The organism is Variovorax sp. SG517 (assembly GCF_013376045.1).
Lineage (GTDB): Bacteria > Pseudomonadota > Gammaproteobacteria > Burkholderiales > Burkholderiaceae_C > Variovorax.
Genome location: NZ_JABMJG010000008.1, coordinates 278,777 through 300,355, shown reverse-complemented (window position 1 = coordinate 300,355; position 21,579 = coordinate 278,777). Strand labels below are relative to the sequence as shown.

The window sequence follows — 21,579 nt, the reverse complement described above, 5'->3', positions numbered from 1 at the left end:
GATATGAATCAATTGCTCGCGACGGAATCCGCCGGGCGGCAACCGCGCAACTTCGTGGCGCACCTGCGCGCACTCGCCGAACAGCGCGCAAACGACGTCTGGCTCACCGTGGTCGACGAGGTCGATGGCGTCTACAGCGAGCAGACTTTTACCTACGCCGTCTTCGAGCGCCGCGTGCGCGCGCTCGCGGCGCGCCTGCAGCAGCAGTTCGCCAAGGGCGAGCGCGCGCTCGTCATGCTCGATAACGGAGACCACTATGCCGTGAGCATGCTGGCCTGCTTCTATTGCGGCGTGATCGCCGTGCCCGTGTTCCCGCCCGAATCCACGCGGCCCCAGCACCTGGCCCGGCTCACGGGCGTGGCGGCCGATTCGCAGGCGCGCTGCGTGCTGACCTCGACCGCGTTCGGCAATGCGATGGCCGGGGCCGGCAGCCAGTTCGGAAACCTGACGGTCATCGCCGTGGATGCGGTGGATGCGGCGCTCGCCGATGCGTGGCAGCCCTTCGAGCCGGCGGACGAAGACGTCGCCTTCCTGCAATACACCTCTGGCTCGACCTCGGCGCCCAAGGGTGTCATCGTCACGCATGGCAACCTGATGGCCAACGAGCACGCCATCCAGGTCGGCATGGGCATCGGCCCCGACGACAAGTTCGTCTCGTGGGCGCCGCTGTACCACGACATGGGCCTTATCGGCGGCCTGATGCAGCCGCTGTACAGCGGCATCCCGCTGGTGCTGACCTCGCCGCGCTACTTTCTCCAGCGGCCCGTGCGTTGGCTCGAACTGATCTCGCGCCATCGCGCCACGCTCAGCGGCGGCCCCGACTTCTCGTTCCGCCTGTGCCTGGAGCGCGTGAAAGATGCGCAGATCGCGCAACTCGACCTCTCGAGCTGGCGCGTGGCCTACACGGGTGCCGAGCCGGTGCGCGCCGACACCGAACTCGACTTCATCGAACGCTTTGCCGCCGCCGGTTTCGATCCCGCAGCGGTCTACGCCTGCTATGGCCTCGCCGAAGCCACCCTCTTCGTGACGGGTGGCCGGCGCGGCGGCGGCATGGTCGCGCGCTGCTTCAGCGCCGAGGGCCTGGCCAGCGGGCAGGGCATGCCGAGCGAAGGCGGCACATTGCTGGTCGGCTGTGGCGCGGTGGCTGTTCATCACGACGTCGAGATCGTCGACCCTGCGACCTTGTCGGTGGGGGCTCCTGGCCGCATCGGCGAAATCTGGGTCCACGGACCCAGCGTCGGCGCTGGCTACTGGGGCAAGGAGCGCGAATCGCGCGAGACCTTCGTCGAGCGGGAAGGACGCCGCTGGCTGCGCACCGGCGATCTCGGTTTCGTCTGCGACGGCGAACTCTATGTGACGGGCCGCATCAAGGACCTGATCATCGTTCGCGGCCACAACATCTATCCGCAGGACATCGAGCGTGTCATCGAAGCCGAGGTCGATGCGGTGCGCAAGGGCCGCGTCGCGGTGTTTGCGGCCAGCGGGCCCGATGGCGAAGGCATTGGCGCCGCGGCCGAAGTGTCGCGCAGCATGCAGAAGCTGGTGCCTCCGCAGGTGCTGGTCGAAGCGCTCGGTGCCGCAGTCAGCGAAGTGTTCGGCGAGCCGCTGTCGGCCGTGCTGCTGCTCAACCCGGGCGGCATGCCCAAGACCACCAGCGGCAAGCTGCAGCGCAGTGCGTGCCGCGCAGGCTGGCTGGACCGCAGCGCCGACGCCTATGCCATCTACGAGCGCGGCGCTTTCGTCAAGGGCGGCCCGGTGGAGGCGAAAGCCGAAGCGCCCGCGCTCGACGACACCGAACGCGCGGTCGATGCCATCTGGCGCGAAGTGCTCAGGCCCGCCGACGCGAAGCCCTTTGCGCGCGATGCTCACTTCTTCACGCGTGGCGGCAGCTCGCTCACGGCCACGCAGGTGGCGGCTCGCATATCGGGCCACTGGAACATCGACTATCCGGTGCGCCTGATGTTCGAACACCCGCGGCTGCACGAGAGCGCGGCTGCCATCCGGGAGCGGCTGGCGCAAGGTGCGCGCGCACGGCCCGCGCCCATCGCGGTGTTGCCGGCCGAGCGTCGGGTGTATGCGCTGCCGCTGTCGCATGCGCAGGAGCGCCAGTGGTTCCTCTGGCAACTCGACCCGGGCAGCGCGGCGTACCACATGAGCGGCGCGCTGCGCCTCACCGGGGCACTGCAGGCCGATGCGCTGCAGGCCGCGCTGAACGATCTCGTCGCGCGCCACGAATCGCTGCGCACCGTGTTCCACGCTGGCAGCGACGGCGTTGCCGCGCAGTGGATCAATCCGACCGGCACTCTGGCGCTGGAAGTGCTCGACCTGCGTGCCGTGCCCGACGGCCAGCGCGACGAACAGCTGCAAAAGGAAACCCGCCGCATCAAGGCCGCTCCATTCGACCTCTCCCAGGGCGGGCTGCTGCGCACAGCACTGTGCCGCCTGGCGGACGACACGCATGTGCTCGTCGTGGTGATGCATCACATCGTGTCCGACGGCGCCTCGATGCAAGTGCTGATCGACGAGCTCGCCGCTGGCTACGCCGCGCGCCTGTATGGGCGTGCGGCGGCGCTGCCCGTGCCGCGCGTGCAGTACGCCGACTTCGCCGCATGGCAGCGCGATTGGCTCGCCGCCGGCGAGGCGGAGCGCCAGCTTGGCTGGTGGCGAGCGCAACTCGGCGAAGAGCACCCGGTGCTCGAACTGCGCACCGATCACCCACGCAAGCCGCAAGCCAGCTACCGCGCGGCCCGCCATGCCTTCGAGTTGCCCGCGCCCTTGCTCGGCCGGTTGCGAGGCGTGGCCCAGGCCGAAGGCGGCACGCTGTTCATGGTGCTGCTCGCGGGCCTGCAGGTGCTGCTGCACCGCTACACCGGTCAGGAAGATATCCGTGTCGGCGCTGCCGTTGCGAACCGCAACCGCGTGGAGTTCGAGAACGTCATCGGTCTGTTCGTCAACACGTTGGTGCTGCGCAATTCGATCGAAGGCCGCAAGCCGCTGTCGCGCGTGCTGGCGCAGGCCAGGGAAACCGTGCTTGGTGCGCAGGCCCACCAGGACCTGCCCTTCGAGCAGCTGGTGCAGCGCCTGCAGCCCGAGCGCAGCATCAGCCACAGTCCGCTGTTCCAGGTGATGTTCAATCACCTGTTCGAAGACCACCGGGCGCTCCAGCGCCTGGACGGCATCGAGGTGAGCGACCACGCGCTGCCCGATCTCCAGACCCAGTTCGACTGGGTGCTCGAGGCCCGCGAGCGGCCCGATGGTCGCCTGATGCTCGACGTGATCTACGCCGAAGACCTGTTCGAGCGCGAGACCATCGCGCGCATGGCGCAGCACTACGTGGCGGTGCTGTCCACGCTCTGCGCAGACGCAAGCCGCGCAGTGGGAGACATCGACCTGCTGGGTGCCACCGAGAAATCGCAGCTTGCGCAGTGGAGCGTGAACACCCGGCGCGAACCGCAGCCGCAGCCCGTGCACCAGCAGATCGCCCGGCACGCACGGCAGCAGCCCGAAGCCATCGCGCTGATGTTCGCAGACGAGGCCTTGAGCTTCGCCGAGCTCGACCGCCGCGCCAATCGGCTTGCGCACCGGCTGATGGCGCTGGGCGTCAAGCCCGACATGCCCGTGGGCATCGCCATGGAGCGCTCAGTCGAGATGGTCGTGGGCATCCTGGCAATCCTGAAGGCCGGTGGCGCCTATCTGCCGCTGGACCCCGACTACCCGGTGCAGCGCCTCGCCTACATGGTCGAGGACAGCGGCATCGAACTGCTGCTCGTGCACCGGGCCACGCGCGGCCACATTACCGGGCGCAGCGGCCTGGTGGTGCTCGACATCGACACCATCGACCTGTCGGGCGAACCCGTCACCGACCCGTGCGTCGCGCTGCATGGCGAGAACCTGGCCTACGTCATCTACACCTCCGGCTCCACCGGCAAGCCCAAGGGCTCTGCAGTGCGCCACGATGCGCTGCACAGCTGCATGGCATGGATGCAGCAGACCTACCGCCTGACCCGTGCCGACACCGTGCTGCACAAGGCGCCGTTCGGCTTCGACGTGTCGGTGTGGGAAATGTTCTGGCCCATGACCGCGGGCGCGCGGCTGGTCGTCGCCAACCCTGGCGATCACCGCGATCCCGCTCGGCTGGTCGAGCTGATCCAGCGCCACCAGGTCACCACGCTCAACTTCGTGCCTTCGATGCTGCAGGCCTTCCTGGCGCACAAGGACATCGAGGCCAGCACGCGGCTCAAGCACATCATCGTGGGCGGCGAAGCCATGCCGGCCGAGACGCAGAGGGAAACGCTGCGGCGCCTGAGCGGCGCCACCTTGCAGAACCTGTACGGCCCGACCGAGACCACCATCCACGTCACCCGCTGGACCTGCTGCGACGACGGGCAAAGCCTGGTGCCCATCGGCCAGCCGATCAGTGAGACCAGCGCCCGCGTGCTCGACGCCGAGCTGAACGAGGTGCCGCGCGGCGTGGCCGGCGAGCTCTACCTTGGCGGCGTGAGCCTGGCGCGGGGCTACCTCAACAAGCCGGGCCTGAGTGCCGAGCGCTTCGTGGCCGACCCTTTCGGCAACGGCGACAGGCTCTACCGCACTGGCGACCTGGTTCGCTGGAACGCCGAAGGCCAGCTCGAGTACCTGGGCCGCATCGACCACCAGGTGAAGATTCGCGGCTTTCGTATCGAGCTCGGAGAGATCGAGGCGCAGATCCTTGCGCAGCCCGAGGTGCGCGAAGCCGTCGTCGTGGCACGCGAGGGTGTCGCCGGGGCCTCGCTGCTGGCGTACGTCAGCGCCCATGCCGGCCGGTCTGTAGATGGCGCCGCGCTGCGCGAACGCCTGGCGCAGGTGCTGCCCGACTACATGGTGCCACGCGCCATCGTCACCTTGCCCGCGCTGCCGCTGAACGCCAACGGCAAGGTCGACCGCAAGGCGTTGCCCGAGCCCGAGGGGCTGGGCCGTGCGACGGCCTACGAAGCGCCGCAAGGCCATGTGGCGCGCACGCTCGCAGCCATCTGGTCGGAGGTGCTGAGGGTCGAACAGGTCGGCCTGCACGACAACTTCTTCGACCTGGGCGGGCATTCGCTGCTGCTCATCCGTGCGCACCGGCTACTGGAAGACCGGCTACAGGCCACGTTCCCGCTGGTCAGCCTTTTCAAGTACCCCACCGTCGAATCGCTGGCCCGCTGGATCGAGCAGGGCGGCGCGCAGGCCGCTGCCGCATCTGCCGCGGGCGGTGACGAGCGCGCGCTGCGCCAACGCGCCGCGATGCTTCAACGCCGCAAAGCGGCAGAGAGAGTCAGCTGATGTCCATCTACAACGAACCTGCAGAGCCAACCGGTCTGGAGATCGCCATCGTCGGCATGGCCGGCCGCTTTCCCGGCGCCGATGACGTCGATGCATTCTGGCGAAACATTCGCGACGGCGTGGAGTCGGTGTCGACCTTCACCGACGACCAGTTGCGCGAGCGCGGCGTGCCGCAGGCTCAGCTGAACGACCCCGACTACGTGAAGGCCGGCGTGCTGTTCGACGGCTTCGACCAGTTCGATGCCGGCTTCTTCGGCTACACGCCGCGCGAAGCCGAGAACCTCGACCCGCAGCAACGCATCTTCCTGGAATGCGCCTGGGCCTCGCTGGAGCATGCGGGCTGCGACCCCGAGCGCTGGCCCGGCAAGGTCGGCGTGTATGCGGGCGAAGGCACCAACGTCTACCTGATCCGCAACCTGCTGCCGTCCTTCGGCCTGGGCGCACATACCGGCATCGCCGACCTGCTGGGCCTGATGAGCGGCAACGCCGCCGGCTCGCTGTGTACGCGCGTGGCCTACAAGCTCAACCTGCGCGGCCCGGCCGTCACCGTGCAGACCGCCTGCTCGACATCGCTCACGGCCGTGCACACCGCTTGCCAGGCCCTCCTGAGCCACGATTGCGACATGGCGCTGGCCGGCGGCGTGTGGCTCAACCTCCTGCAGGAAGGCGGCTACCGCTACCAGACCGGCGCGATCCTTTCGCGCGACGGCCATTGCCGCGCCTTCGATGCCGATGCCAACGGCACCGTGATCGGCAGCGGAGCGGGCGTGGTCGTGCTCAAGCGCCTCGACGAGGCACTGCGCGACGGCGACACCATCCACGCCGTCATCAAGGGCAGCGCGGCCAACAACGATGGATCGGCCAAGGTGGGGTTTACTGCGCCCAGCATCAACGGGCAGGCCGAAGTGATCCGCGCAGCGCAGCTGATCGCGGGCGTCTCGGCCGACACCATCGGCTATGTCGAGGCGCATGGCACCGGCACCACGCTGGGCGACCCCATCGAGATCGCGGCGCTCACGCAGGCCTTCCGGGCCGACACCGAGCGGCGCGGCTTCTGTGCCGTGGGCTCGGTCAAGACCAACGTCGGCCACCTCGATGCCGCGGCCGGCGTCGCGGGCCTGATCAAGGCCGTGATGGCGCTCAAGCACCGCACGCTGCCGCCGAGCCTGCACTTCACCAAACCCAATCCGCAGATCGACTTTGCCGGCAGCCCGTTCTACGTGAATGCGCAGTGCCAGCCCTGGCCGGAAGGCAGCACGCCGCGCCGCGCGGGGGTGAGCTCGTTCGGCATCGGCGGGACCAACGTGCACGTGGTGCTCGAAGAGGCGCCTGCGGCGCAGGAGACGGCGAAGACCTCGCAATGGCAGGTGCTGCCGCTGTCGGCCAAGGACGAAGCAGCACTCCGCCAGGGCCGCGTGCAACTGGCGGCGCATTTGCAATCGCACGGCGAGCAGCCGCTCGAAGACGTGGTCCACACGCTGCAGAGCGGGCGGCGTGCCTTCGCGTGGCGCAGCGCCGTGGTGGCCAACCAGACTGCGCTGGCCGCGGAGATGCTCGCTTCGCCGGCGGCCGCTGCGATCCGCGCGCCGGCTTCTGCGCCCAGCGTGGTGTTCCTGTTCCCGGGCGGCGGCACGCAGCATGCGCTGATGGGGCAGGCCCTCTATCGCAACAGCGCCGTCTTCCGCGAAACGCTCGACCGCTGCGCCGCATTGCTGAAGCAGGATGTGGGCATCGATCTGCCCGGCCTGCTGTTCCCGGCCGATGGCGACGAGCAGACGGCCAACGAGCGCCTGGCCCGCATCGAGTTCGCGCAGCCCGCGCTGTTCGCCATCGAGTACGCGATGGCGCGCTGGTGGATGCACCGCGGCGTGACGCCGTCGATGATGCTGGGCCACAGCCTCGGTGAGTACGTCGCCGCCTGCGTGGCGGGCGTGTTCTCGCTGGAGGACGCGTTGCGCATCGCCGCCGCGCGTGGCCGCCTGATGCAGACCATGGCGCCCGGCGCCATGACTGCCGTGTCGCTGACCGAAGCTGGGCTCGCGCCCTATCTCTCGGACGGCTGTGACCTGGCGGCAGTGAACGCCGAGCAACTGTGCGTGCTCGCGGGCCCGCTCGATGCCATTGCGCGCGCCGAAGACGCGCTGCGCGCCCTCGGACACCAGCCGCGCCGGCTGCATGTGTCCATCGCCTCGCACTCGCGCCTGGCCGACCCTATCGTCGCCGAGCTCGAAAGCCTGGTCGCCTCCGTGCCGCGCCACGCACCGAGCATTCCGTTCATGTCGAACCTCACCGGTCAGCCGATCACAGCGGAAGAAGCGACCAGCCCCGCCTATTGGGGGCGGCACCTGCGTGGCACGGTGCGTTTTGTTGACGGCCTGCGCGGTCTCTTCGCCACGCCGGGGCGCGTGCTGCTCGAAGTCGGGCCTGGCGAAACGCTCGCCGGCCTTGCGCGCCAGCACCCGGGCAGCCCATCGGCCGCCGGCATCTGGGCCAGCCAGGCCCATCCGCAGCAGCATGCGCGAAATGAGCAGCAGCTTGCGAACGCGGTCGCGGGCCTGTGGACCGCTGGCGTGTCGATCGACTGGGACGCCGCTCGCGAAGGCACAGTGCGCCGCCGCGTGCCGCTACCCACCTACGCCTTCCAGCGGCAACGCTACTGGATCGAAGCCGGCGAGGCTGCTCGATCGTCTTCTTCGTTGGGGCTCTTCTATGCGCCGACGTGGCGGCGCGCTTCGGCCGCACCGCCATCCGAAGCCAAGGCCGCGCCCCAGGGCTGCACGCTGATCCTCGGCGATGCCGACAGCTTCACCGACAGGCTGGCTCGCGTGCTGCGTGCCCGGGGCGACCAGGTCGTGCTGGCGTTGCGCGGCAAGAAGTTCGCGCGCACGGCAGAGCTGCAATACGCAATGCGGACGGCCGAGCGCGCCGACCACGAAGCCCTGCTGCGCGAAGTCGAAGCCGAGGCTGGCCCTGTCGCGCGCGTTTTCCATCTCTGGAGCCTCGACGGCGACAAGCCGGCTCCGGCGACGCACGCTGCGACCTTCGAGGCGTGCTACTTCAGCCTGCTCGCTCTGGCTCAGGCGCTCGATGCCGCCGGTGCGGCAAGCCGCCCACCGCTGGCACTCACCGTGGTCACCGATCGCGTCGAGGACGTGGCGGGCACCGAACCTTTCGCGCCCGAAAAAGCCACCGTGCTCGGCATCGCCAAGGTGTTGGGCCAGGAGTCGCCTTCCGTGATATGCCGTGTCGTCGACGTGGTGCTGCCCGCGCCGGAAAGCACGGCCGAAGCCGACCTGGTGCGCCGCGTCGTGGAAGAGGCGGGTTCTTCGGCCGACGATTTCGTCGTCGCCTACCGGGGGCCACACCGCTGGACCAAGCACTACGAACCGGTGCCCGCGCAGGCGGCGGGCACGCAGCGCCTGCGCCAGGGCGGCGTCTATCTCATCACCGGTGGGCTGGGCGGCGTTGGCCTGGCGATGGCACGCCATCTCTGCAAGCACTGGCAAGCGAAGCTCGTGCTGATGGGCCGCACGCCGCTGCCCGCGCGCGCCGACTGGGAACGCCTTGCCGCGGCCGCGGACCAGCCTGCGTCGCTGCGGCGCAGGCTGCAGCAGCTGATTGATCTCGAAGCCGATGGCGCGCAGGTGCTGGCGGTGGCGGCCGATGTCACCGACCCGGCGCAACTGCGCAATGCGCTGGCCGAGGTGCATGCGCGCTTCGGTCCGGTGAACGGCGTGATCCACGCGGTCGTGCAGCCCGACCGCGGAATGATCGCGCAGCGCACGCGGGCGCAGGTCGAAGCCGCGTTCGCACCCAAGGTCGCGGGAACGATCACGCTGCTCGATGCACTGCGCGCCGAGCCACTGGACTTCGTGCTGTTCTGCTCCTCGGTCGCCAGCCTGATCGGCGGCCTTGGCCGCAGCGACTATGCCGCGGCCAACGCCTACCTCGACGCTTTCGCGCATGCGCACCGGCGCCACTCCGTATTGCCGGTGTTCTCGGTGAACTGGGACGCGTGGCGCGACGTGGGCGTGGCCGTCGACATGGACATGCCCGAGGGCGTCGGCCTGGACGAACGCACCGGCGTGCTGGCTTTCGAGCGCATCGCCAACGGCCCCGACCTGCCGCAGACCGTGGTGTCGATCACGCCGCTGGCGCCGCGCCTGCGCCCGCTCGAAGGCCTGCTCGACGCGCTGGACGACGATGCCGCCAAACCCATCGCCGAAAACCGTACCAGCCATTCGCGCCCGGTGCTGTCGACCGCCTACCGCGCGCCCGAGGGAGACCTCGAAGAGGGGCTGGCCGAGTTGTGGCGCGAAGCGCTGGGCGTCGCACCCATGGGCGTGGATGACAACCTGTTCGAACTCGGCGGCGATTCGCTGCTCGCGATCCGGCTGCTGGCGCGTGTGCGCAAGGCCTTCGGCGTCGAGCTGCATCCGGCCGCCTTCTTCAAGGCACCCACCATCGCCGAACTGGCGGTGTTGGTCGAGATGCGGCTGATCGAGGAGATCGAGCGCGAAGCCGAATCCGAGGCTGCGAAGGCCGATGTCGCCGACGTCACCGATGCCGCAAGTTCCACCACGAGTTTTCCGTCATGAGCCAAAGCAAGGATCTTTTCGAGCGCCGCGCAAAGCTGTCCCCGGCGCAATTGAGCGCACTGCAGCAGCGGTTGCGCGGCAGCGGTGACGCCGCCGCCGCGCCTGCGCGCCCACAGCGCGATGCCATCGTGCACAGTGTGGACGACGGTGCTGCCATGCCTGTGTCCTTCGCCCAGCAGGGGCAGTGGTTCCTGTGGCAGCTCGATCCGGGCAATACCGCCTATCACGTCGGCGGCGGCCTGGGCTTCTCCGGGCCGCTGGACGTTGCCGCACTGCAGGATGCGGTGCACGCGCTGGCGATGCGCCACGACACGCTGCGCACCGTCTTCAGGGCAGGCCCTCACGGTGTACCCGAGCAGCGCGTCGAGCCGACGAGCACGCTCGCGATTCCCTTCGTCGATCTGAGCACGCTGGACGCTCAGGTCCGCGAAATGCGCTACGGCGAGATCGTGCGCGAGGTCTGCCGCACTCCCTTCGATCTCACGATCGGTCCGTTGCTGCGCGGCACCTTGCTGAAGATGGGCGATGGGGACCATCAACTTCTGCTCACCATGCATCACATCGGTTCCGACGCGTGGTCGGTCGAGTTGATCCTCGATGATCTGGCTCGCCTCTACGCGCAGCGGGTTGGGGCGGCACAAACCGTCGCAGTGCCCGAGCCCGAAGTCCGCTACGTCGACTTCGCTTCGTGGCAGCGCAAGTGGATCGAAGGCGCCGAGGGTGAGCGGCAGATGGCCTACTGGCAGCGGCGGCTCGGGGGCAGCCAGCCGGTGCTGGAGCTCACGACGGATCGGCCGCGTTCGGCCGATGCGAAGTACAGCGCAGCGCAGCATCTGCTCGAAGTACCGGCGGAGTTGGCGCGCGAACTGAAGCGACAGGCCCGGGAGCAGGGCGGCACCTTGTTTCAGGTGCTGCTTGCGGCCTTCCACGCCTTGCTCTTCCGCTATACCGGGCAGGACGAGATCCGTATCGGCGTGCCTGTGGCAGGCCGCAACCGGCCCGAGACGGCAGGTGTGGTGGGCGCCTTCATCAACACCGTGGTGATGGATGCGCGCCTGGATGGACATATGCGCCTGTCCGAGCTGCTGGCACAGGTGCGCGACACTTCGCTAGAAGCGCAGGCGAACCAGGAGCTGCCCTTCGAGCGGCTTGTCCAGGCGCTGCGACCGGACCGCACACACGGCGGATCGCCGCTGTTCCAGGTCATGTTCAACCATCTGGGCGAGGGCGACAGGCCGCTGCGCGGATGGCCCGGCCTGCAGGTCCGGCGCATCGATCTGGCGGAACGCGCCGCGCCGTTCGAGCTGATCCTGGAGACCATCGAGTGCGAAGACGGCGGCATCCGTGCAGCGTTTCGCTACGCGGCGGAACTGTTCGAGCCTGAGACGATCGGGCGGCTGGCGGGCCATTACCAGCGCGTGCTCCGCGCCTTCGTGGCCGAGCCGGTATGCGCGCTGGGGGATCTGCCGCTGCTCGACGAGACGGAGCACGCGCAGCTCGCCAGATGGGGCGCCCGTGCGCAAGGCCGGGCAGAAGCCGCCACCGTGCACGGCCTGATCGAATTGCAGGCGGCAGCGCGCCCCGACACCATCGCGGTGGTTTTCGAGAACGAAGCGCTCAGCTATCGCGAACTCAACCAGCGAGCCAACCGGCTGGCACATCGGCTGATCGAGAACGGTGTGCGTGCCGAGACCAAGGTCGGCGTGATGCTGGAACGTGGCGTCGAGCTGGTGGTGGCGCTTCTTGCAGTCATGAAGGTGGGTGGCGCCTATGTGCCGCTGGACCCGGAGTACCCGGTCGACCGGATCGCCTACATGGTGGAAGACAGCCGGCTTGCGCTGGTTCTCACGCGGGCTCATCTGCAGGATCGCATGCAGCTGCCTGCGGGCATCTCCACGCTGGCTGTCGATGCGACGGATGCTGGCGAATACACGGCGACCAATCCCGAGGTTCCGTTGAGCGGCGACAACCTGGCCTACGTGATCTACACCTCAGGCTCCACCGGCAAGCCCAAGGGTGCGCAACTGTGCCATCGCAACGTGACCCGGTTGCTCTCCGCCACCGAGTCATGGTTCCAGTTCGGGCCGCAGGACGTGTGGACCATGTTCCATTCGTACGCCTTCGACTTCTCGGTCTGGGAGATTTTCGGAGCGCTGTGCACGGGTGGCAGGCTGGTCGTGGTGCCTTTCTGGGTGAGCCGCTCGCCCGCCGACTTCCTTCAACTGCTACGCGATCAGCGTGTGACGGTGCTCAACCAGACGCCGTCGGCGTTCGGCCAGTTGGTTGCGTTGCCTCAGGCCCATGAAGGAGGCCTGTCGCTTCGCACCGTGATCTTCGGCGGAGAGGCATTGGAGCCGCAACGCTTGCGCACGTGGATCGAGCATCACGGCGACGAGCAGCCTCAACTGATCAACATGTACGGCATCACCGAAACCACGGTTCATGTGACCTGCCGCCGGATCACGGCGGCGGACCTGGGGCAACAGCGAAGCCCCGTCGGCACCGCCATTCCCGATCTGGGCCTGCAGGTGCTCGATGCGCGGCTCGATCCTGTGCCAGTCGGCGTGGCTGGAGAACTGCATGTGTCGGGGGCCGGCCTGGCGCGCGGCTACCTCGACCGCGCGGCCCTCACGGCGGAGCGTTTCATCGCGATGGAAGGCGGCGACCGGCTCTACCGCACCGGTGACCTGGTGCGCTGGACCGCGCAAGGCCAACTGGAGTACCTCGGGCGCATCGACCAGCAGGTGAAGCTACGGGGTTTCCGCATCGAACTGGGGGAGGTCGAGGCGCAACTGCTTGCGCAGCCGGAGATTCGCGAGGCCACCGTCGTGGCCAGGGAGCACGCAGGCGCGACGATGCTCGTGGCTTATCTGTCCGCGCGGGCGGGGCAGGCGATCGACACCGCCCAGGTGCGTTGGCGACTGGGCCGCGTGTTGCCAGAGTACATGGTGCCCGGCGCCATGGTGGTTCTGGATGCGCTGCCGTTGAACGCGAACGGCAAGGTCGACCGAAAGGCGTTGCCCATGCCCGGCATCGACAGCGAACGCGCCTATGCCCCGCCGCAAGGCGATGTGGAGAGTGCACTGACGCGAATCTGGTCCGAAGTGTTGGGTGTGGAGCGCATCGGCCGCAACGATCATTTCTTCGAGCTTGGCGGCCATTCGCTCATGTCGATGCAGGTCGTGGCCCGCGTGCAGGCCGCGATGCATGCAGACCTCACGGTCAAGAACATTTTTCAGCACCCCGTCCTGATGGACATGGCCCGGTCGATCTCGCAGGCTCGCGCACGCAAGCCGCATGCGCAAGCCTTGTCCGAGATTGACTCCTTCATTGACAGCCTCGAGACCACCTGATGGAAATCACGGCCACCCACGACCATATCGGCCGGCGCTTCCTGCGCCTGACCCCGGCGCAGCGCCGCGCGGTGTATCAGAAAATCCGCGCCGAGGGCCTCACGATCGGGCAGTTTCCGATCATTGCGCGCGACGAGGCTGCGCGGGCCGCGTGCCCGCCTTCGTATGCGCAGATGCGGCAGTGGTTTCTGTGGCAGCTGGAGCCCGGCAGCTCGGCGTATCACATCTTGGGTGGATTGCGGCTCGACGGGCGGCTCGGCATCGAGGCGCTCAAGGAGAGCTTCGACGCGCTGGTTGCGCGCCACGAGTCGCTGCGGACCGTGTTCGGCGTGAATGCCGAAGGAGAGGTCGAGCAGCGCGTGCAGGCGCATGCGGCGCTGGACATTCCGATCGTCGACCTGACCCACCTGCCGGACACTGAGCGCGAGGCCTCCGCGCGCGAGGAGGCGCTGCGCATTGCGGACGCGCCTTTCGACCTGACCACTGGCCCGCTGCTTCGCGTCGTGCTCATCCGCATGGGCACCGAGGCGCACATGCTGGCGGTTGTGATGCATCACATCGTCTCCGACGGATGGTCGATGCGGATCGTCGTGGACGAGTTCGTGGCTGGATACCAGGCACGGGTGCAGGGCCAGGCGCCCGTGCGCGATGCGTTGCCAGTCCAGTACGCCGACTACGCGATCTGGCAGCGCCACTGGCTCGAGGCGGGCGAACAGGAGCGGCAGCTCGACTACTGGAAGAAGCAGTTGGGCACCGAGCACCCGGTGCTGCAACTGCCGGTGGATCGCATGCGGCGTGCCGACGGAAAGTACCGTGCGGCGCGCCATGAGACGGCGCTGTCGCCGTCGCTGGTCGAGTCGCTGCGCCGGCGCGCGCAGGCACAGGGCGCGACGCTGTTCATGATGCTGCTCACCGGCTTCCAGGTGCTCCTGAACCGCCATACCGGGCTGCAGGATGTGCGCGTCGGCGTACCGATTGCCAACCGGCACCGCGTGGAGTCTGAACGTGTCGTCGGATTCTTCGTGAACACGCAGGTGATGCGCAATGTGATCGGCAGCCGGACCCGCCTGCACGAGGCGCTGGCCGCCACGCGCGAGGCAGCGCTGGGTGCGCAGGCGCATCAGGACCTGCCGTTCGAACAGCTGGTCGAAGCCCTGAAGCCCGAGCGCAGCCTGAGCACCGCTGCGCTGTTCCAGGTGATGTTCAATCATCTGCAGCAGGACCACAGTGCGCTGGACAATCTGCCCGGCCTCGCATTGCGGACCTGGGAGTTCGGCGAGCAGGCGGCACAGTTCGAGCTGACGCTGGGTGTGGTCGAGGATGGCCGTGGCCAGGTGCAGCTGAACTTCCACTACGCGCGAGAGCTCTTCGATCCGCAGACCATCGAGCGCATGGCGGGCCACTACGCGGCGATCCTCGATGCGCTGGCTGGCGATGCCGATCGCATGATCGGCGAGATCGATCTGCTCGGAGCGACAGAGAAGGCGCAGCTCGCTGGCTGGAGCGAGAACACGCAGCTGGAGCCGGATGCGCAGCCGGTGCATCAGAGCATCGCGCGCCACGCACGGCTGCGACCCGATGCGACGGCCATGCTGTTCGACGAATCGTCGCTGAGCTACGCCGAACTCGACGGCCGCGCCAATCGCCTGGCACACCGCCTGATTGCGCTGGGCGTTCGCCCCGATATGCGCGTGGGCATTGTGATGGAGCGCTCCCTCGAGATGATGGTGGGCATCCTGGGAATCCTGAAGGCCGGCGGCGCCTACCTGCCGCTGGACCCGGAGTACCCGGCACAGCGCCTGGCCTACATGGTGGAAGACAGCGGCATCGAACTGCTGTTGACGCACCGCGCCACGCGCGAGCACATCGCGCCGAACGCAGGACTCGTGCAACTGCAACTGGACACCCTGGACATCTCGGGCGAGCCCGACACCGACCCGCAGGTCCCGCTGCACGGCGAGAACCTGGCCTACGTCATCTACACCTCCGGCTCCACCGGCAAGCCCAAGGGCGCTGCAGTGCGCCACCAGGCGCTGCACAGCTGCATGGCATGGATGCAAAGGGCCTATGGCCTGGAGCACGACGACACCGTGCTGCACAAGGCACCCTTCGGCTTCGACGTGTCGGTGTGGGAGATGTTCTGGCCCCTGACCACCGGCGCGAGGCTGGTGATCGCCAACCCCGGCGACCACCGCGACCCCGAGCGGCTGGTGCAGCTGATCCAGCGCCACCAGGTCACCACGCTGAACTTCGTGCCCTCCATGCTGCAGGCCTTCCTGGCGCATCCGGGCATCGAGGCCAGCACGCGACTCAAGCACATCATCGTGGGCGGGGAGGCCATGCCCGCGCAGACGCAGAAGGAGGCGTTGCAGCGCCTGGGCGGCGCCACCTTGCAGAACCTGTACGGCCCGACCGAGACCACCATCCACGTCACGCGCTGGACCTGCAGGGACGACGGGCGAAGCCTGGTGCCCATCGGCCAGCCCATCAGCGGCACGCGCACCTACATCCTGGATGCAGAGCTGAACCTGGTGCCGCGCGGCGTGGCCGGCGAGCTGTACCTCGGCGGCGTGAGCCTGGCGCGCGGCTACCTCAACAAGCCTGGCCTGAGCGCGGAGCGCTTCGTGGCCGACCCCTTCGGCAACGGCGACAGGCTCTACCGCACCGGCGACCTCGTGCGCTGGAACGCCGAAGGCCAGATCGAATACCTGGGGCGCATCGACCACCAGGTGAAGATCCGCGGCCTGCGCATCGAACTGGGGGAGATCGAGGCCCAGCTGCTGGCGCAGCCGGAGATCAGGGAGGCGGTGGTCGTGGCCCGGGAGATCGCGGGCGCGATGGCCCTGATCGGCTATGTGGCCGCCCACGCGGGGCAGGCCATCGACGCGGAAGTGCTGCGCGAGCGCCTGGGCAGGCAGCTGCCCGACTACATGGTGCCGCGCGCGGTCATGGTGCTGCAGGCGTTGCCGCTGAATGCCAACGGCAAGGTGGAGCGCAAGGCGCTGCCCGAGCCGGAGCTGGTGCAGGGCCGGGGCTACGAGGCACCGCAAGGCGAGCTGGAAGAAACCCTGGCAGCCATCTGGGCCGAGGTGCTGGGGCTGCAGAGGGTGGGGCGCGGGGACAACTTCTTCGAGCTGGGCGGGCACTCGCTGCTGGCGCTGCGGCTGCTGGAGCGCATGCGAGCGCGGGGCCTGCAGGCGCAGGTGCGCACGCTGTTCGAGCACCCGGGGTTCGCGGCGTTTGCAAAGGCGCTGGCGCAAGACCAGGGGCGCGCGCAGGTGCAGGTGCCGCCCAATGGCATTCCGGCGGGGTGCGAGGCGATCAGCGCGCAGATGGTGACGCTGGTCTCGCTCGACGAGCAGGAGATACGGCGCATCGAGGCGGCGGTGCCGGGGGGAGCGGCCAACATCCAGGACATCTATCCGCTGGCTCCATTGCAGGAAGGCATCCTCTTCCATCACCTGATGCAGGCCGATGGAGACGTCTACGTGACGCCGCAACTCCTTGCCTTCGAATCGAAGGCACGGCTGGAGGCGTTCATCGGGAACCTGAACCAGGTGATCGCGCGCCACGACATCCTGCGCACGGCAGTGCTGTGGGAGTCGTTGTCGGAGCCCGTGCAGGTCGTCTGGCGAGAAGCCCGACTGCAACTCGAATGGCTGGACGTGGCCGCTGGCGACGACGTGCTTGCTAGCCTGAATGCCGCCGCGAGCCGCCGCCGCATCGACGTGCGCCATGCCCCGATGATCCGTGCCATCGCGGCCGAGGATGCCGATCGGCAGCGCTGGCTGCTGCAACTGCCGAGCCATCATCTGGTGCTCGACCACGCCACGCTGCAGCTGATCGTCGAAGAAATCGCCTTGCTTGCGAACAACCGGCATGAGGCGCTGCCAGTACCCGTGCCGTTCCGGCGCTTCGTGGCACAGGCCCGGCTGGGCGTGAGCCAGGCGGAGCACGAGGCCTTTTTCACCCGGATGCTAGGCGACGTGGACGAACCCACGACGCCCTTCGGTTTGCTGGACGTGCGAAGCGATGGCGCTCGCGCCCAGAAGGCTGTCCTGCCGTTGGAGGCGGACCTTGCCGCCTCGTTGCGGCACGAGGCTCGGCGGCACGGCGTGAGTGCGGCCTCGCTGTTCCACCTGGCCTGGGCGCTGGTGCTGGCTCGGGCCACGGGCAAGGACGACGTGGTGTTCGGCACGGTGCTCTTCGGCCGCATGCAGGGCGGTGCGGAAGCGGATCGGGCTCTGGGCCTGTTCATCAACACGCTGCCGCTGCTCATTCGCCTTGGTACTCTCGGCGTCGAGCAGTGCGTGCGGGAAACGCATGCGGCGCTGACACAGCTGCTGCACCACGAGCATGCAAGCCTGTCGCTGGCGCAACGCTGCAGCGCGCTGCCGGGAAGCACGCCGCTGTTTTCGGCGCTGCTGAACTATCGCTACAGCGCCGCGATCGAGAAGCAGGATTTCGCCGCCTGGCAAGGCATCGAGTTCCTGGGCGGGCAGGAGCACAGCAACTATCCGTTCGACATGTCGGTGGACGATCTGGGCGAAGGCTTCCAGCTGACCGCACAGGTGCATGAGTCGGTCAATGCCCGGCGCGTGTGCGGCTTCATGCATGTGGCGGTGCGCGCCATCGTGGAGGCATTGGCCGCGCAATCGCAGCAGCGCGTGTGCGAACTGGATCTTCTGTCAGACGAGGAAAGGTGCTGGCTCGCACGCTGGAGCGAGAACACGCAGCTGGAGCCGGATGCGCAGCCGGTGCATCAGAGCATCGCGCGCCACGCACGGCTGCGACCCGATGCGACGGCCATGCTGTTCGACGAATCGTCGCTGAGCTACGCCGAACTCGACGGCCGCGCCAATCGCCTGGCACACCGCCTGATTGCGCTGGGCGTTCGCCCCGATATGCGCGTGGGCATTGTGATGGAGCGCTCCCTCGAGATGATGGTGGGCATCCTGGGAATCCTGAAGGCCGGCGGCGCCTACCTGCCGCTGGACCCGGAGTACCCGGCACAGCGCCTGGCCTACATGGTGGAAGACAGCGGCATCGAACTGCTGTTGACGCACCGCGCCACGCGCGAGCACATCGCGCCGAACGCAGGACTCGTGCAACTGCAACTGGACACCCTGGACATCTCGGGCGAGCCCGACACCGACCCGCAGGTCCCGCTGCACGGCGAGAACCTGGCCTACGTCATCTACACCTCCGGCTCCACCGGCAAGCCCAAGGGCGCTGCAGTGCGCCACCAGGCGCTGCACAGCTGCATGGCATGGATGCAAAGGGCCTATGGCCTGGAGCACGACGACACCGTGCTGCACAAGGCACCCTTCGGCTTCGACGTGTCGGTGTGGGAGATGTTCTGGCCCCTGACCACCGGCGCGAGGCTGGTGATCGCCAACCCCGGCGACCACCGCGACCCCGAGCGGCTGGTGCAGCTGATCCAGCGCCACCAGGTCACCACGCTGAACTTCGTGCCCTCCATGCTGCAGGCCTTCCTGGCGCATCCGGGCATCGAGGCCAGCACGCGACTCAAGCACATCATCGTGGGCGGGGAGGCCATGCCCGCGCAGACGCAGAAGGAGGCGTTGCAGCGCCTGGGCGGCGCCACCTTGCAGAACCTGTACGGCCCGACCGAGACCACCATCCACGTCACGCGCTGGACCTGCAGGGACGACGGGCGAAGCCTGGTGCCCATCGGCCAGCCCATCAGCGGCACGCGCACCTACATCCTGGATGCAGAGCTGAACCTGGTGCCGCGCGGCGTGGCCGGCGAGCTGTACCTCGGCGGCGTGAGCCTGGCGCGCGGCTACCTCAACAAGCCTGGCCTGAGCGCGGAGCGCTTCGTGGCCGACCCCTTCGGCAACGGCGACAGGCTCTACCGCACCGGCGACCTCGTGCGCTGGAACGCCGAAGGCCAGATCGAATACCTGGGGCGCATCGACCACCAGGTGAAGATCCGCGGCCTGCGCATCGAACTGGGGGAGATCGAGGCCCAGCTGCTGGCGCAGCCGGAGATCAGGGAGGCGGTGGTCGTGGCCCGGGAGATCGCGGGCGCGATGGCCCTGATCGGCTATGTGGCCGCCCACGCGGGGCAGGCCATCGACGCGGAAGTGCTGCGCGAGCGCCTGGGCAGGCAGCTGCCCGACTACATGGTGCCGCGCGCGGTCATGGTGCTGCAGGCGTTGCCGCTGAATGCCAACGGCAAGGTGGAGCGCAAGGCGCTGCCCGAGCCGGAGCTGGTGCAGGGCCGGGGCTACGAGGCACCGCAAGGCGAGCTGGAAGAAACCCTGGCAGCCATCTGGGCCGAGGTGCTGGGGCTGCAGAGGGTGGGGCGCGGGGACAACTTCTTCGAGCTGGGCGGGCACTCGCTGCTGGCGCTGCGGCTGCTGGAGCGCATGCGAGCGCGGGGCCTGCAGGCGCAGGTGCGCACGCTGTTCGAGCACCCGGGGTTCGCGGCGTTTGCAAAGGCGCTGGCGCAAGACCAGGGGCGCGCGCAGGTGCAGGTGCCGCCCAATGGCATTCCGGCGGGGTGCGAGGCGATCAGCGCGCAGATGGTGACGCTGGTCTCGCTCGACGAGCAGGAGATACGGCGCATCGAGGCGGCGGTGCCGGGGGGAGCGGCCAACATCCAGGACATCTATCCGCTGGCTCCATTGCAGGAAGGCATCCTCTTCCATCACCTGATGCAGGCCGATGGAGACGTCTACGTCTACCCGCTGCTGCTGAGCTTCGACAGCCGCGATCGCCTGGCGCGTTTCATCGAAAGCTTCGACCGGGTGATCGCGAGGCACGACATCTTGCGCACCGCGATCGCATGGGAAGGGCTCAGGGAGCCGGTGCAGGTGGTGTGGCGGGAAGCCAGGCTGCAACTGCAATGGCTCGAAGACGACGCGGCATCGGCGGGCATGGACGTGGCCGAACGGCTGAACGCCCGCGTCGACCCCATCGGCTACCGCATCGACGTGCGGCGCGCGCCGATGGTCGAGGCGGTGGCGGCGCACGATGCGGCAAACCGGCGCTGGCTGCTGCAGCTGCCCTGCCATCATTTGATCTCGGACCACACGACGCTGGAGTTGCTGATGGACGAGATCGCATCGATCCAGCAGAACCCGGAAATCGAACTGCCTTCGCCCGTGCCGTTCCGTGATTTCGTGGCTCACGCGAGGCTGGGCTTGGGCGCGGACGAGCACGAGGCCTTCTTCAGACGGATGCTGGGCGATGTGACGGAGCCCACCACGCCCTTCGGACTGACCGACGTGCGGGGCGATGGCTCCGACGTCGACGATGCCCGGCTGGCGCTGGACTCGGCGTTGGCCTCGCAGCTTCGACGCCAGGCACAGCGCCATGGGGTGAGCCCGGCGACGCTGTTCCATCTCGCGTGGGCGCTGGTGCTGGCCAGGGCCACGGGCAAGGATGACCTCGTGTTCGGCACTGTGCTTTTCGGCCGCATGCAGGGCGGCGAGGGCGCCGAACGTGCGATGGGCCTGTGCATGAACATGCTGCCGTTGCGCATCCGGCTGGGCGCGCTCAGCGTCGAGCAATGCGTGCGGGAAACGCATGCCGCACTGACGCAGCTCATGCATCACGAGCACGCGAGCCTGTCTTTGGCCCAACGCTGCAGCGGGCTGCCGAAGGGCGCGCCGCTGTTCTCTTCGCTGCTGAACTATCGCCACAGCCCCAGGCGCGCATCCTCGGGCGGCTCCGATTGGGAGGGCATCGAGTTTCTCGCGGGGCAGGAGCGCAGCAACTACCCGCTCGGCCTGTCGGTGAGCGATCTGGGCGATGGCTTCGCATTGACGGTGCAGGTCAGCACGTCCGTGGGCGCCGAGCGTGTCTGCGAGTACATGCGTGCAGCAGTCGCCGAAGTGGTCGACGCCTTGGTCCATCGCCCCGGGCAACTGGCGCTCGAGATCGATGTGATGGCAGGGCTGCAGGTGCGATCCCCTGCTGCATTGCCTCCAGTGGCGCCTGTTGGCCCCAAGGCGCATGAGGCGCCGCGAGACGACGCGGAGCGGACGCTGGCGGCAATCTGGGCACAGTTGCTGGGCGTGCGGCGCGTCGGCCGCCATGACAACTTCTTCCAGCTGGGCGGTGACTCGCTGCTCAGCCTCAAGATGATGCTCGCCCTTCGGCAGCAGCGGCCCGGCAGCCGGCGGCTGGCCCTTTCGGAGGTGATGCAGGCCGATACCCTGAAGGAGCTCGCGGCGCTGTGTTGACGGGCGCAGCCCGATCCGTTGGCGAGCTGGCGAGTAGACAAAAACAAAGGCCCGGCGCAGTGAATGCGGCGGGCCTTTCGTTTCAGCGGCTCGTTTCATCGAGCCGATGGC

General features: G+C 68.3%; 4 protein-coding genes. All 4 read left to right on the top strand.

All coding sequences use genetic code 11. The features are described from left to right. Positions 1-3 precede the first annotated feature (3 nt). Genes FHT32_RS24560 through FHT32_RS24545 form a run of 4 tightly spaced genes read left to right on the top strand, consistent with a single transcriptional unit; the run spans position 4 to position 21,468 of the window. Positions 4-5,301, top strand: a complete 5,298-nt coding sequence (locus tag FHT32_RS24560) for a non-ribosomal peptide synthetase (protein WP_176667207.1) — start codon at positions 4-6, stop codon at positions 5,299-5,301. Beyond that, the gene (locus FHT32_RS24555) at positions 5,301-9,899 is read left to right on the top strand and encodes an SDR family NAD(P)-dependent oxidoreductase (protein WP_176667206.1); all 4,599 of its coding nucleotides are present in this window, start codon (positions 5,301-5,303) and stop codon (positions 9,897-9,899) included. Before FHT32_RS24560 ends, FHT32_RS24555 begins: the two co-directional genes overlap by 1 nt. Then, a complete protein-coding gene (locus tag FHT32_RS24550; RefSeq protein WP_176667205.1) occupies positions 9,896-13,252 on the top strand; it encodes a non-ribosomal peptide synthetase in 3,357 nt (1,118 codons plus the stop codon). The genes FHT32_RS24555 and FHT32_RS24550 overlap by 4 nt, the downstream gene beginning before the upstream one ends. Continuing rightward, positions 13,252-21,468 (top strand): non-ribosomal peptide synthetase, encoded by an 8,217-nt coding sequence (locus tag FHT32_RS24545; protein WP_176667204.1) that lies wholly within the window; start codon positions 13,252-13,254, stop codon positions 21,466-21,468. Before FHT32_RS24550 ends, FHT32_RS24545 begins: the two co-directional genes overlap by 1 nt. The last annotated feature ends 111 nt before the right edge of the window (positions 21,469-21,579 follow it).